The following is a 13,032-nucleotide window of genomic DNA, read 5'->3' as shown; positions in this document are numbered from 1 at the left end:
ATTCGGTGTTCCGGCCGCACGACGAGCACGACGAGGAGAGGAGAGCGTGATGAAACAATCCGCTGATCAGGGCATGCCTTCGCTATCCCGCAGGACGTTCGTGGCCGCGGCGGCCACGACGGGCGCCGCGGCGGCGCTGGGCCTGGCGGGCTGCAGCCCCAAGGCCGAGGAGGGAGCCGACGCCGGCGCATCGGGCGCGACGACGGACCCCTACGCCGACGCGCAGGTGTTCTATTCCACCTGCCCGCCCGAGTGCCAGCACCACAACCTGAAGGGCTACGTGGTGGACGGCAAGCTGGTGAAGGTGGAGTCGTCCGAGCTGAACGACTGCGCGGCCTGCGCGCGCGGCATCGCCCGCTCGCAGATGGTGAACGACCTCGATCGCCTGACCATGCCGCTTCTGCGCGACGGCGAGAAGGGCTCGGGCTCGTTCAAGGAGATCAGCTGGGATGAGGCGTACCAGCTCATCGAGGACAAGTTCAAGGACGCCATCGCAACAGACGGTAACAAGTCCATCTGCTACGTCACCGGCTCGGGCAACTTCGGCTCGATGCACGGCCCCGTGGCCAACGCGTTCTTCGCGAACATGGGCGGTGCGTCCACCACGGTGGGCTCGCTCTGCTGCGCGGGCACCACGGCGGCCATCGTGCCCATCTACGGCAAGCGCTTCCTCGATTGCCGCAACCAGATAGAGAACAGCACCTACGTGGTGGTGTGGGGCAACAACCCCGCCATCTCGAAGCAGGGCTACTTCCAGCGCTTCGAGCGCGTGGTGGCGGGCGGCGGCAAGCTCGTGGTGATCGACCCCATCTACACCGAGTCGGCCGCGAAGGCCACCGACTGGCTGCAGCCCTGGCCCGGCACCGACGCGGCCCTCGGCCTGGCCATGCTCAAGGTCATCGTGGACGAGCAGCTCTACGACGAGGAGTTCATGCGCGCCCACACCTGCGCGCCCTGCCTCGTGGACAAGGCCACGGGCGAGCCCGTGCTGAAGAACCCCGACGACCCGGCCTCCTTCGTGGTGTACGACGTCAAGAGCGGCGAGGTGGTGCCGCACGATCAGAGCGGCATCGAGGCGGCGTTCACGCTCGACGGCACCGACGCGGCCGACGCCTACAACACCGAGTTCGAGCTCATCTACGCCGAAGCGGAGCCCTGGACGCTCGCGGCCGCCGAGGAGGAGTGCGGCGTGCCGGCCGCCGACATCGAGCGCATCGCGAAGGAGTACGCAACCGCCGAGCACGCCCTCATCGTGCAGAACATGGGCGGCTTCATGCGCACCGAGAACGGCACGTACGCCACCGCCATCGGCGCGTACCTGGCGGCGTTCTGCGGGCAGGTGGGCCACATCGGTGACGGCGTGAGCGACGCGGGCGGCATGAACGAGGTGGCCACGGGCAACCCGCTCGAGGTGCCGAAGGCTGCCGAAGAGGTGGCCGCCATCCCGCGCTTCACGTTCGGCGAGCACGTGCTTGCGGAAGACCCCGTCAAGGTGAACGTGCTGTGGTCGATGACCGGCAACCCCATGACGCAGTGGCCGAACACGAACATGGTGAAGAAGGCCCTCGAGAAGATTCCCTTCGTGGTGACGGTGGACCAGTACCTCACGTCCACGGCGCTGTACTCGGACCTCGTGCTGCCGTGCACCGGCATCTTCGAGACCGAAGGCGTGCTTGCCAACGCGCGCAGCCACTGGATTCAGCTCATGGAGAAGGCGGTGGACGGCCCGGGCGAGTCGAAGAGCGACCTCGAGATATTCACCGATTTGGCCAAGCGTCTCGGGTTCGGCGACGCGTTCGACGTGCCCATGAAGGACCTCATCTCCAACGTGCTGGAACCCACGGGCGTCACCTACGACGAGCTTGTGGAGAAGAAGGCCGTCGACGTGGTGGGCAAGGACTACATCCCCTACAAGGACGGCGTGTTCTTCACGAAATCGAAGAAGGCCGAGTTCTGGGTGGAAAGCTGGAAGAAGGAAGGCTTCAACCCCCTCTGCACCTACGCCCGCGCCGCGGAGGACGCGCGCAACGCAGACGAGCTGGCGGCGAAGTACCCGCTGTTCAGCGTGCAGCGCAAGACGTATCGCAGCGTGCACTCCACGTTCAACAACCTCGAATGGATGGACGAGGTGTGCGACAAGCAGCCGGTTATCCTGCTGCACGAGGACGACGCAGCCGCGCGCGGCATCGCCGACGGAGACGCGGTGGTGGTGTTCAACGACCGCGGCGAGCATCGCGGCGTGGCCGAGGTGGGCACCCGCATCAAGCAGGGCGTCGTGGGGTTGCAGAACGGCTGGTGGGAGCAGCAAGGCGGCTCGAGCAGCTACGTGACCAACGACGTGTGGAAGACCCTGGGCGGAACGCACTGCTGCAATCAGACGCTCGTCGACGTGAAGAAGGAGGCGTAAACCATGGCGCTCGGATTCTGGATGAACAACAAGAACTGCTACGGGTGCAAGACGTGCTCCATCGCCTGCAAGAGCGAGAAACAGCTGGGAAGCGGGGTGCTGCTGCGCCGCGTGACCGAGATCAAGCAGGACGACCCGCGGGCGCTGTCGTTCCTGTCCATGTCGTGCAATCACTGCGAGGAGCCGGCCTGCGTGGCGATGTGCCCCGTGCAGGCGTACACGAAGCTCGACAACGGCATCGTGCAGCAGAACCACGACCTGTGCATCGGCTGCAAAACCTGCATCGAGGCGTGCCCGTACCATGCGCCGTGCTACGACGAGGCCGAGAGCAAGACGTACAAGTGCGATATGTGCGTCGATCGGCAGGAGCGCGGCGAGCTGCCGGCCTGCGTGGCGGCGTGCCCCGGCATGAACATCGCCGTGGGCGAGATGGACGAGCTGCAGGGCGCCCACGAGGCCGACATCGTGTCCGACGACGCGGTTGAGACGAAGCCGAACTTCGTGATCACCGTCGATCCGAACCTCACCGCCGAGCCCGACGACACCGCGGTGGAGCAGCGCGCCGCCGAGCAGGCGACGCCGAAGAAGAAGGCGTAGCGCTTCGACAGCCCTCCTTTGACAGGCGGGCCGTCTCCCTCCCTTGGCCCGGCTTCGGTGAACGGCCCCCGCACACGGGGGCCGTTTTGCCTGATGGAGCGGTATCCTCCGGTTCGACCGATGCCCGGTTTTCCCAAGATGGTTCGCTTCGACGATGGCGCGCGGAGCTCCTCGCCGCCTACGATGCCCCTGCGCGGCACGGCCGGCGAGGGCCGCCGCGCGCACATCGACGGGAAACGAAAGGGAGGAGACCGATGCACGCAAGACGTACCATCGCGCTCGCCGCGCTGTGCGCGGTAGTGGGGACGGCCGGCATTGCCGGCTGCGCGCCTCAGCAGAACGAGAACATGGCCTCGGCGGACGAGCCGTCCGCGCAGGCCGAGCAGCACGACTACACCGACGAGCAGAAATCCATCATCGCGGGGGAGGAGGGCACCGTCTACGACGGCATCTCGCTCGACGCCTACCCCGGCAAGGACTACCTCGACGGCATGCACGACATGTGGGATGCGAACGTCGATCAATGGGCGCCCGAGCTGCGCACGCTGCCGAGCGGGCAGATCGTGCAGCGCACGCCGAGCGAGCTGGCCGAGCGCGCCCGCCAGGGCAAGACGCCGTACAACATCTACCGTCTCAACAACGACAACCGCGGCTGCAACAGCTGCCACGCCGATTTGGACAAGACGCTCGAGCACCTCGCGCAGACCATGCACCCCTCGCCGAACAGCCCGGCGCTCGACGCCGAGATGACGGTCGACCAGTGCCTGTTCTGCCACACGTACTCGCCGGGCTACATCCCCACGCAGTACGAGTTCGGCACGCTCATCCACAACATCCACTACGGCGGGGTTGCCGACGGGTCGTTCGAGAGCGACTACCGGGGGAACTGCTACTCCTGCCACGACGCCACCAACGACGGCGCGGGCATGGCGCTATGGGACCAGACCAAGTTCGAGCGCCTGCGCGGCGTGACGAAGGTGGAGAACGTCGAGGGCGACTTCTCCATCGATCAGGACACCGTCATGGAGCAGGAGGACATGTTCAACATGGACGCCTGGAACCGCCTGTACGACCGCATGCGCTCGGGTGCCGAATACGCCGACACCCCCATGCCGGACAGCCTGTTCGACAGCTGGCCCATCACCGTGGACGGCGAGGTGAACAGCCCCTACACCGCGCTCTTGCCCGACCTCGTGAAGGAGGCCGAAGCGGCCGGCGTCACGGTGACGAAGGTGTCGAAGGAAGTGTGCAACTGGAACGGCACCGGCGCGGGCAGCGTGAGCAACGTGGAAATCACGGGCATCCCCGTGAGCTGGCTCATCGAGAAGGCGGGCGGCTACACGGACAACCCCGACATCAACGGCGTGCGCGTCATGCGCGCCGACGGCTCGTCCAAGCGCGCCATGCCGCTCGACAAGGTGGACGGCGGCGAGGCGTTCCTCGTGTACGAGATCAACGGCGAGCGTCTGACCGCGGCGAACGGCTTCCCGTGCACGAACTGGTGCGAAGGGGTCGACCCCGAGGTGAACTCCAAGCAGCTCAACGAGTACAAGATCGCCACCGACGCGCCCGACTTCAACGATCACGTCTACGAGTTCGAGCATCACGACGGCAACCCGAACGGCTGGATCGACGCCGAAGGGAACTGGACGAACAAGCCCAACGCCACCATTCTGGGCGTGCCCGAGGGCCTCGTCATCCAGAACGGCCAGCCCTACACGTTCCACGGCTACGTGGACGCCTACGACGAGAAGATCGTCAGCGTCGAGTTCTCCATGGACTTCGGCAAGACGTGGACGACGTTCGACACGTCCGACACCGACGTGAACAAGCTCGTGTGGTTCGACTTCACCTGGACGCCCGACGCCGAGAGCGCCTACTGCCTGCAGCTGCGCGCCACCACCAAAAGCGGCCTCGTGAGCCCGCAGATACAAACGGTCATGGTGAACGCCAAGGACGTCATGCCGACGGCCGAGGACACCGTGGTGCTCGAGAAGACGGCGCTCGTGGACCCGAAGGTGTCCGCCGACGCGACCGAGGGGAAGGAATAGATCGTGAACAAGCCATCTCAGAAGATCATGGCCAGCGTGGCGGGCGCCGTGCTGCTGGCGTCGGGCGCCGGGGCCGCCTTCGCCTCGCAGCAGCCGACGACGGCGACGACGACCGAGGGCGGCGCGCCCGCCGGGGCGACGCATACCGTGGCCGACCACGACATCCGGGCCCAGTGGCTGGGCGAGGAATCGGACTTCGTGCGCGTTGCCGACGTACAGGGGACGTTCGTCTTCGACCAGGAGGGCGTGACGCCCAACGACGAGCTGTTCAACGTGTTCGGCACGGCGGTGTTGTCGATGTGCTCGAAGCCCGCGCCCGAGCTGGCCGCCGAGCAGACCGGCGTGGCGAACTACTACGTCAACGTGGGCGGGCACGTGAAGCAGAGCTTCACGGTGGACCTGTCCGAGCTCGACGCCGACGAGCAGGAGACGCTCATGGGCTGCTCGTGCGCCACGGGGTCGCCCTTCGGGCAGGCGTCGGTCATCGGCGTGCCGCTGGCCTCGGTGGTGGGCATGGCCGAGCTTGAAGACGGCGTGAACACGCTGACGGCCTACGGCGCCGACGGCTACGGCGAGCCGCTGCCGCTGCAGTACGCGCTCGACAAGAACGCCCTGCTCGTGTACCGCGTCAACGGCGAAGACCTGCGCGCGTCGGAGGGCTCGAGCGCGCAGCTGTGGATGCCCGAAACGGTGGCGCGCTACTTCACGCGCAACATCGCCAGCATCGAGCTCACGCGCGAGGACGCGGTGCCCGATGTCGCGTCGGTCGATCCGATGTACCGCAACAAGATCGAGGTGAAGAACGTCTCGGACGGCTGCACGTTCAAGGCGGGCGACGAGATCACCTTCGAGGGCGTGGCCGACGACTGCGGCAGCCCCATCGCCGCGGTGGAGTTCAGCTTCGACGGCGGACGCACGTGGACGGCGTGCACGACGGAGGGGGCGACGGCCGACAAATGGGTGAACTGGCGGTTCACGGCCTCCTTCGAAGAGGCGGGCGCCTACGAGATGATCGCGCGCGCTCGCACGGCCGACGACGTGGTGTCGCCGCTTTCGGCAAGCCTCACGTTCGACGTGCGCTAACGCGACCGCCTGCGCGCCCGGCTCGCCGGGCGCCGCACGGCGCCTCCCGTCATGCGGGGCCGGAGCGATCCGGCCCCGCATGCGCTATACTGCATGCAGCAACGCGGGGGAGCGAAGGGGGATCGCTGCAGCATGGAGGCTCGTCGGGGGATCGTGAACGCATGCGGAGTCGCATCTGCGCTGGGGCTGTCGTTCAACCTGCTTTGGTGCACGCTCATGGGGCATACGCCCGGCTTTCTGCTGTCGTCGCTCGGCTTGGCCGCGTGGGTGAACGCCCGCACGTTCTGGCTCGTCGGCATCCTTGCGGTCACGGCGGTGCTCGTGGCCGCTCCCCGGTGGATCGCCGCGCACGACCGCAGCCTGGCCTTCGTGATGCCGGTGATTGCCGCGGCGGGCACGGGGTGCTTCGCGCTCTCGTTCCATCAGGACTTCTTTCCGCCGGCCGTGCTGGCCACGACGGGCCTCGTGCTGTCGGGGCTCGGCTACTTCTGGCTCGCATCGCGTTTCGTGCTGCTGCTGGCCCGCACGCAGGGGTTCGCCTCCGTGGTGTGGTGCCTCGTGGCGGCGTTTCCGCTGCGGCAGCTCATGAGCCTGGCGCTCGACCGCTTCATCGACCCGGCGCAGCAGGTGGTGGTGGCCATCGCGCTGCCGTTCTTGGCGGCGCTGTGCTTCGAGGCGGCCCGCGCGGCGGCGAAGCGGGCCGCGCTCGGCGATGCGGCGAAGGAGGCCGCCTCGGACGCCCGCCCCGCGCGCGGGGCGCAGGACATGGTGGCCGTGCTGGTCATCGTGGGCGTGCTGCTGGCCATGGTGCGCATCTTCGGCCCGTCGGGCGTGTGGGGCGACTCGAACACCACCTACTTCGACACGCTCGGGCGCATCCCCGCCATCGCGGTGCTCACCGTGTGCCTGGCGGCGTTCGCGCTTGTCACCCTGCTGCTCATGGCGAAGCAGCCGGCGTCGGTGCGCTTTCAGCCGCCCGTGCTCGTGGTGATCGCCGGCCTGTTCGTGGTGGTGGTGCGCGCGCAGCTGGGCGAGGAGCCCAACGCGCTGTTGGACAGCGTCGTGCAGGCGAACGACCCGTTCGCGCACCTGCTGTTCTGGTCGGCCGTGGCGGCCGCGCTCGTGCAGGTGCCGTGGCCCGAGAACCGCGTCGTGGGGCTGGCGGGGCTCGTGTACGCGGCGGCGTCCGTCGTGTGGGTGGTGTTCCTGCGCGGCAGCGCCGTGGTGGAGACGGTGGTCATCCTCGTGGTGGTTGCGCTCGTGATGAACCGCTCGTGGCTGGCCTCGCTCGTGCGCGGCAAGGGCGCGCCGGACGCCGCGGGGGCGGCGGGCGAGGCTCCCGAGGACGCGGCGCAGCGCTTGTCGCAGTCGATCGTGGCGCGCTGCGACGAGATTGCCGCGGCCTACGCGCTGTCGCCGCGCGAGACCGAGGTGTTCACGCTGCTGGCGCAGGGGCGCACCTGCTCGTTCGTGCAGGAGGAGCTCGTGTTGGCCGAGAGCACGGTGAAAACGCACATGTCGCACATCTACGGCAAGCTGGGCGTGAGCGGCCGGCAGGAGATGATGGACCTGCTGTTCGGCGAATCGAAGGAGAAAACCGGCGCATAAGGCCGCGCCTGCCGCCGCTCGCGGAGATTTTCCGGTCGGAAACGAACGACGAGCCGCCACGTCGGTATAATCCGAATACTTTAGCGTGCGAAAGTGCCCACACCGAAACGGCTTCGCTCTCCTTCGGAATCTGTTTCGGCGTCGACCCTTCTCCGCGCGTTCGTATTCGGCATGACGAGGAGAGAGGGGCGAGGGGTGGACATCATCCAATTGATCGGCGACATCGACGCGTTCGTGTGGGGACCGCCGATGATCGTGCTCTTGCTGGGCTCGCATCTGTACCTGACGTTCCGCACCAAGTTCATCCAGCGCAAGCTGCCCACGGCCATCAAGCTGTCGGTGACGAAGGACCCGGACGCGCCGGGCGACATCAGCCAGTTCGGCGCGCTCACCACGGCGCTGTCGGCCACCATCGGCACGGGCAACATCGTGGGCGTGGCAACCGCCATTTTGGCGGGCGGCCCGGGCGCGGTGCTGTGGATGTGGCTCACCGGCGTGTTCGGCATGGCCACGAAGTACTCCGAGACGTACGCGGCCGTGAAGTACCGCGTGAAGGACCACAAGGGCAACATGCTGGGCGGCGCCATGTACGCCTGGAAGCGCGGCTTCGAGAAGGACGGGAAAACGCCCTGGTGGGCGACGCTCGGCGCCGGTGCGTTCGCGCTGTTCGCGGCCATCGCGTCGTTCGGCATCGGCTCGGCCGTGCAGTCGAGCGCCATGACGGGGATCGTCATGTCGAACGCGCCGGGCATCCCGGCGTGGGGCATCGGCCTGGCCATCGCCATCATGGTGTCGGTGGTCATCTTCGGCGGCGTCAAGGTCATCTCGAAGGTGTGCGAGAAGCTCGTGCCGTTCATGGCCATCGCCTACGCGTGGGGCTGCATCGTGATCATCGGCATGAACTGGGAGTACGTGTGGCCGGCCCTGTGCCTCATCGTCGAGTGCGCCTTCACCCCGAAGGCGGCGTTCGGCGGCGCGGTGGGCTCCGGCATCATGATGGCCCTGCAGTTCGGCTGCGCGCGCGGTCTGTTCTCGAACGAGTCGGGCCTCGGCTCGGCGCCCATCGTGGCCTCGGCCGCCTCGACGCGCAACCCGGCGCGCCAGGCGCTCGTGTCCATGACCGGCACGTTCTGGGACACCGTGGTCATCTGCGCGCTCACGGGCATCGTGCTCGTGTCCACGCTCATCGCGAACCCCGGCATCCTCGACGGCGGCCAGATCAAGGCCGGTGCCGACCTGACGAGCGCCGCGTTCGGCTCCATTCCCTACATCGGCACGCCCATCCTGGTCATCGGCATGGTGCTGTTCGCGTACTCCACCATCCTCGGCTGGTCGTACTACGGCAACCGCTGCGTGGCCTACCTGTTCGGCAAGCACGGCGTGCGCCCCTACCAGGTGATCTACGTGATCGTGGCCTTCCTGGGCGCCATCGGCATCGGCGACTTCGTGTGGACCGTCTCCGACATCACGAACGCGCTCATGGCCGTGCCGAACATCATCGTGGTGCTGCTGATGAGCGGCATGATCGCGCGCGAGACGAAGCACTACGTGTGGGATCGCAACCTGGACGAGACCGACGAGACGCCCATCCCGGTGCTGGAGTCGAAGTAGGGCGAACGGGTGAGCGACGTTTTGTCGGCAGGCGTCGGTCGGTGAGGCAACGTACTTTTGTTGACGAGGTGCGCGCGGAGCTGATCCGCGCGCACCTCGTCGTATAATGGCCCGCATGAAGAAACTGATGATCATAGGCGGCGGCGCGGCCGGGCTTGCGGCGGCGATTGCCGCGGCCGACGCGCTGCGGGCGCGCGGCATGGCCGTGGGCGGCACGGGCGCGGGCGATGCGACGTGCGTGGACGTGGTGGTGTGCGAGGCCGACGAGCGCGTGGGGCGCTCCATCCTGGCAACGGGCAACGGGCGCTGCAACTTCTCGAACGCGTCGGTTGACGCGGCGGTGTACCGCAACGGCGCGTTCGTGGGCGCGACGCTGGACGCGCTGCGCGAGGGCGGGGACGGCGATGCCGCGGGCGATCTCGCGGCCGCGGGCGACCCGGTGCACGCGTTTTTCGCCGAGCTCGGGCTGCTGTGGCGCGAGGAGGGCGAGGGGCGACTGTACCCGCTTGCGAACAAGGCGACGAGCGTGCTCGAGGTGCTGCGCGCCGCCGCGGCCGACGCGGGCGTGCGCGAGCGGTGCGACAGCGAGGCCGTGCGCATCGACGCGCCCGCGCATCCGGGCGACCGCTTCCACGTGCGGTTCGCCGACGGCGCTGTGCAGCATGCTGAAGCCGTGATCGTGGCCGTGGGCGGCCGCGCGTCGCGCGGGCTCGTGCCCGCGTGCATCCCTGCGACGGAGCCGCGCCCCGTGCTGGGGCCGCTACGCACCGACACGCGCCTCGCGCGTGCGCTCAATAACATACGCGTGCGCTGCGCGGTGTCGCTGACGGGCCCCGATGGCGTGACGAAGGCGTGCGAGCGCGGCGAGGTGCTGTTCCGCGACTACGGCGTGTCGGGCATCGCCGTGTTCAACCTGTCGCGCTTCGCCGAGGAAGGCGACACGCTGGTCATCGACCTTTTGCCGCAGGTTGAAGCGAGCGAGGTGGAGGTGCTGCTGGCGCAACGGAGCGCGCGGTTGCGCGAGCGCGGCGGCACGAACACGGGCGACGACGTCGTGCGCGGCATGGTGCTGCCGGCGGTGGGCAGGGCCGTGCTGAAGGCGGCGGGCGTGCCGGCCGACCGGGCGCTTGCGGCGCGCGACGTGCCCGCGCTGGCGCGGGCACTCAAGGGCGTGACGCTTGCGGTGCGCGGGGTGGGCGAAGCGCGGCAGTGCCAGGTGCACCGCGGCGGCTGCGACGTGGCGGCGTTCGACCCGCGCACGTGCGAGGCGCGTGCGCTGCCGGGGCTGCACGTGGTGGGCGAGGCCCTCGACGTGGACGCGCCCTGCGGCGGCTTCAACCTGCATTGGGCGTGGGCGAGCGGGCTTGCGGCGGGACGCGCCGCTGCGGAGCGCGTGGCGGAAGGAGCGCGTCGTGCTTGAGGTGTCGAACGTGAAGCTGCCGCTCGATGCGGGGCTGCCCGACGGTGAAGCGCTCGTGCGCGCCGCAGCCGCCGCGGCGCTCGGCGTGGCGGCACGCGACGTCGCGGAGGTGCGCGTGCTCAAGCGCAGCGTGGACGCGCGCAAGAAGCGCGACGTGCACTTCGTCGCAACGCTCGGCGTGGAGCTGGTGGACGCCGCTGCGGAAGACCGCGCCGCCGCTGCCGCGAGCGCGCGCGACGGCGCGGGGGCGGTTGCGGGGACGCACGTGAAGCGCCACGAACCGTACGAGCCGCTCGACGTGCCGTCGTGCGCGGGCTCGTCGCGGGCTGCGGCGGAGCCGCGCCCCCTCGTGGTGGGCGCCGGGCCGGCCGGCCTGTTCTGCGCGCTCTACCTGGCGCGTGCGGGCCTGCGGCCCATCGTGCTCGAACGCGGCGGCGACGTGGACGAGCGCCTGGCCGCGGTGGCCGCGTTCGACGCGGGCGGAGCGCTCGACGCGCACACGAACATCCAGTTCGGTGAAGGCGGCGCGGGCACGTTCTCGGACGGCAAGCTCACCACGAACATCAAGAACCCCCTGGCGCGCCATGTGCTGCGCTGGTTCGTCGACGCGGGCGCGCCCGAGGAGATCCTCTGGCAGGCGAAGCCGCATATCGGCACCGACCTGCTCGTGGACGTCGTGCGCACGATGCGCGGGCAGATCGAGGCGGCGGGCGGCGAAGTGCGCTTCCACGCGCAGCTCACGGGCCTGCGCTTCGACGACGGCGCGCTGACGGGCGCCGAGGTGCGCGATACGCGCACGGGCGCGGTGGAGCAGATGGCGGCCCGGCGCGCGGTGCTCGCGTGCGGCCATTCGGCGCGCGACACGTTCGAGGCCGTGCACGAGGCGGGCGTGCTGATGGAGCAGAAGCCGTTCTCGGTGGGCGTGCGCATCGAGCACCCGCAGGAGGCCGTCGACCGCGCGCAGTACGGCGAGGCGGCCGCGCATCCGGCGCTCGGGGCGGCCGACTACAAGCTTTCGGTGCACCTTCCCGGCGGGCGCGGGGCGTACACGTTCTGCATGTGCCCCGGCGGAGAGGTGGTGTGCGCGGCGAGCGAGGAGGGCGGCGTCGTGGTGAACGGCATGAGCCGCTTCGCGCGCGACGGCGCGAATGCGAACGCGGCGCTGCTCGTGGGCGTGGGCCCCGAGGATTTCGACGGCGACCATCCGCTTGCGGGCGTCGAGCTGCAGCGTGCCATGGAGCAGGCGGCGTATCGTGCGGCGCGTGCCGCCGGGGGTGCGCCGTACCAGGCGCCGGCGCAGACGGTGGGGGACTTCCTGGCCGGACGCGCGGGCGGAGCCAGCCCGACGGTGCGTCCGACGTACGCGCGGGGCGTGGCCTGGTGCGACCTGCGCGCCTGCCTGCCCGGCTTCGTGGCCGAGGCGCTTGCCGAGGCGCTGCCGCTGCTCGACCGGCGGCTGCACGGGTTCGCGGATGCGGATGCGGTGATGACGGGGGTCGAGACGCGCAGCTCGAGCCCCGTGCGCATCGTGCGCGACGTGGGCATGCAGGCGCGCGTGGGCGCGGGGGATGCGGCGGCTGGCGCCGGCGCGGCGCCCGATGTGCCGAACGCCCCCTCCGACAGCGGTCTCTACCCCTGCGGCGAAGGCGCGGGCTACGCCGGCGGCATCATGAGCGCCGCCTGCGACGGCCTCCGCATAGCCCGCGCCGTAGCCGCCGCGTTCTCGGACGAGGGCTAGAACTCGATGCCGGGGCGGGCGATGACGCCTTCCTCGTAGTAGTGCTTCACCTCGCGCATCTCCGTCACGAGATCGGCGACGGCTTGCAGCGTGTCGCTCGCCCAGCGGCCCGTGATCACGAGCTCGACGCCCTCGGGGCGCTCGAGCGCGAGGTCGACGAGGGCGTTCGGCTCGAAATATCCCAGGTGATCGGCCACGTTCGCCTCGTCGAGCACCACCACGTCGTAGGCGCCGCTCAGCACCGCGGCCCGCACCGTCTCGAACCCGCGCTTCGCCGCGGCCGCGTCGGCTGCGGCGTCGGGCGCGCTCAGCTCGTCGCCCGTGCCGAACTGCTCGGCGGCGATGCGGTCGCCGAACGCGTGGAACGCGTCGAGCTCTCCCGTGGGGCCGTACTTCATGAACTGGCAGAAGTACACGCGCAGGCCCGCTGCGGCGGCGCGCACCGCCAACCCGACGGCCGCCGTGGTCTTGCCTTTGCCGTTGCCCGTGTACACCTGGACGTATCCCTGTTCCATGG

The 13,032-nt window shown here is 69.3% G+C and carries 9 protein-coding genes; 8 read left to right on the top strand and 1 reads right to left on the bottom strand.

What is annotated here, in order from left to right; translation table 11 throughout:
* Positions 1–49: 49 nt before the first annotated feature.
* From C1876_RS06275 to C1876_RS06240, 8 genes are all read left to right on the top strand, one after another.
* The gene (locus C1876_RS06275; RefSeq protein ID WP_114545861.1) at positions 50–2,407 is read left to right on the top strand and encodes a molybdopterin-containing oxidoreductase family protein; all 2,358 of its coding nucleotides are present in this window, start codon (positions 50–52) and stop codon (positions 2,405–2,407) included.
* Between the two features lie 3 nt (positions 2,408–2,410).
* Entirely contained in the window at positions 2,411–3,004 is a 594-nt protein-coding gene (locus C1876_RS06270; RefSeq protein ID WP_114545860.1) for a 4Fe-4S dicluster domain-containing protein, read from the top strand.
* Positions 3,005–3,258: 254 nt separating this feature from the next.
* Positions 3,259–5,055, top strand: coding sequence for a molybdopterin-dependent oxidoreductase (locus tag C1876_RS06265; RefSeq protein ID WP_114545859.1), 1,797 nt, complete (start codon positions 3,259–3,261; stop codon positions 5,053–5,055).
* Positions 5,056–5,058: 3 nt separating this feature from the next.
* Positions 5,059–6,138: a molybdopterin-dependent oxidoreductase gene (locus C1876_RS06260; protein ID WP_114545858.1), complete on the top strand. Its 1,080-nt coding sequence runs from the start codon at positions 5,059–5,061 to the stop codon at positions 6,136–6,138.
* Positions 6,139–6,270: 132 nt separating this feature from the next.
* Positions 6,271–7,746: a helix-turn-helix transcriptional regulator gene (locus C1876_RS06255; RefSeq protein WP_114545857.1), complete on the top strand. Its 1,476-nt coding sequence runs from the start codon at positions 6,271–6,273 to the stop codon at positions 7,744–7,746.
* 195 nt (positions 7,747–7,941) lie between these two features.
* Complete coding sequence (locus tag C1876_RS06250; protein ID WP_114545856.1) at positions 7,942–9,357, top strand: alanine/glycine:cation symporter family protein; 1,416 nt, start codon at positions 7,942–7,944, stop codon at positions 9,355–9,357.
* A 115-nt stretch (positions 9,358–9,472) separates the two neighbouring features.
* Positions 9,473–10,777 carry an aminoacetone oxidase family FAD-binding enzyme gene (locus tag C1876_RS06245; RefSeq protein ID WP_244910062.1) on the top strand — a complete coding sequence of 435 codons (1,305 nt, stop codon included), beginning with the start codon at positions 9,473–9,475 and terminating at the stop codon, positions 10,775–10,777.
* Complete coding sequence (locus C1876_RS06240) at positions 10,770–12,515, top strand: NAD(P)/FAD-dependent oxidoreductase (protein ID WP_114545854.1); 1,746 nt, start codon at positions 10,770–10,772, stop codon at positions 12,513–12,515. The genes C1876_RS06245 and C1876_RS06240 overlap by 8 nt, the downstream gene beginning before the upstream one ends.
* Here C1876_RS06240 and C1876_RS06235 read toward each other — a convergent pair.
* Positions 12,512–13,030, bottom strand: coding sequence for a cob(I)yrinic acid a,c-diamide adenosyltransferase (locus C1876_RS06235; protein ID WP_114545853.1), 519 nt, complete (start codon positions 13,028–13,030; stop codon positions 12,512–12,514). The genes C1876_RS06240 and C1876_RS06235 overlap by 4 nt on opposite strands.
* Positions 13,031–13,032: the final 2 nt, after the last annotated feature.

The organism is Eggerthella sinensis, assembly GCF_003339815.1.
GTDB lineage: Bacteria > Actinomycetota > Coriobacteriia > Coriobacteriales > Eggerthellaceae > Eggerthella > Eggerthella sinensis.
The sequence above is the reverse complement of the archived record's forward strand: the minus strand, read 5'-3'. Positions and strand labels throughout refer to the sequence as shown.

Bases quoted from the DNA above. Each gene is read 5' to 3' on its own strand.
- C1876_RS06275 (WP_114545861.1), top strand. From the start codon at position 50: ATGAAACAATCCGCTGATCAGGGCATGCCTTCGCTATCCCGCAGGACG.
- C1876_RS06270 (WP_114545860.1), top strand. From the start codon at position 2,411: ATGGCGCTCGGATTCTGGATGAACAACAAGAACTGCTACGGGTGCAAG.
- C1876_RS06265 (WP_114545859.1), top strand. From the start codon at position 3,259: ATGCACGCAAGACGTACCATCGCGCTCGCCGCGCTGTGCGCGGTAGTG.
- C1876_RS06255 (WP_114545857.1), top strand. From the start codon at position 6,271: ATGGAGGCTCGTCGGGGGATCGTGAACGCATGCGGAGTCGCATCTGCG.
- C1876_RS06245 (WP_244910062.1), top strand. From the start codon at position 9,473: ATGAAGAAACTGATGATCATAGGCGGCGGCGCGGCCGGGCTTGCGGCG.
- C1876_RS06235 (WP_114545853.1), bottom strand. From the start codon at position 13,030: ATGGAACAGGGATACGTCCAGGTGTACACGGGCAACGGCAAAGGCAAG.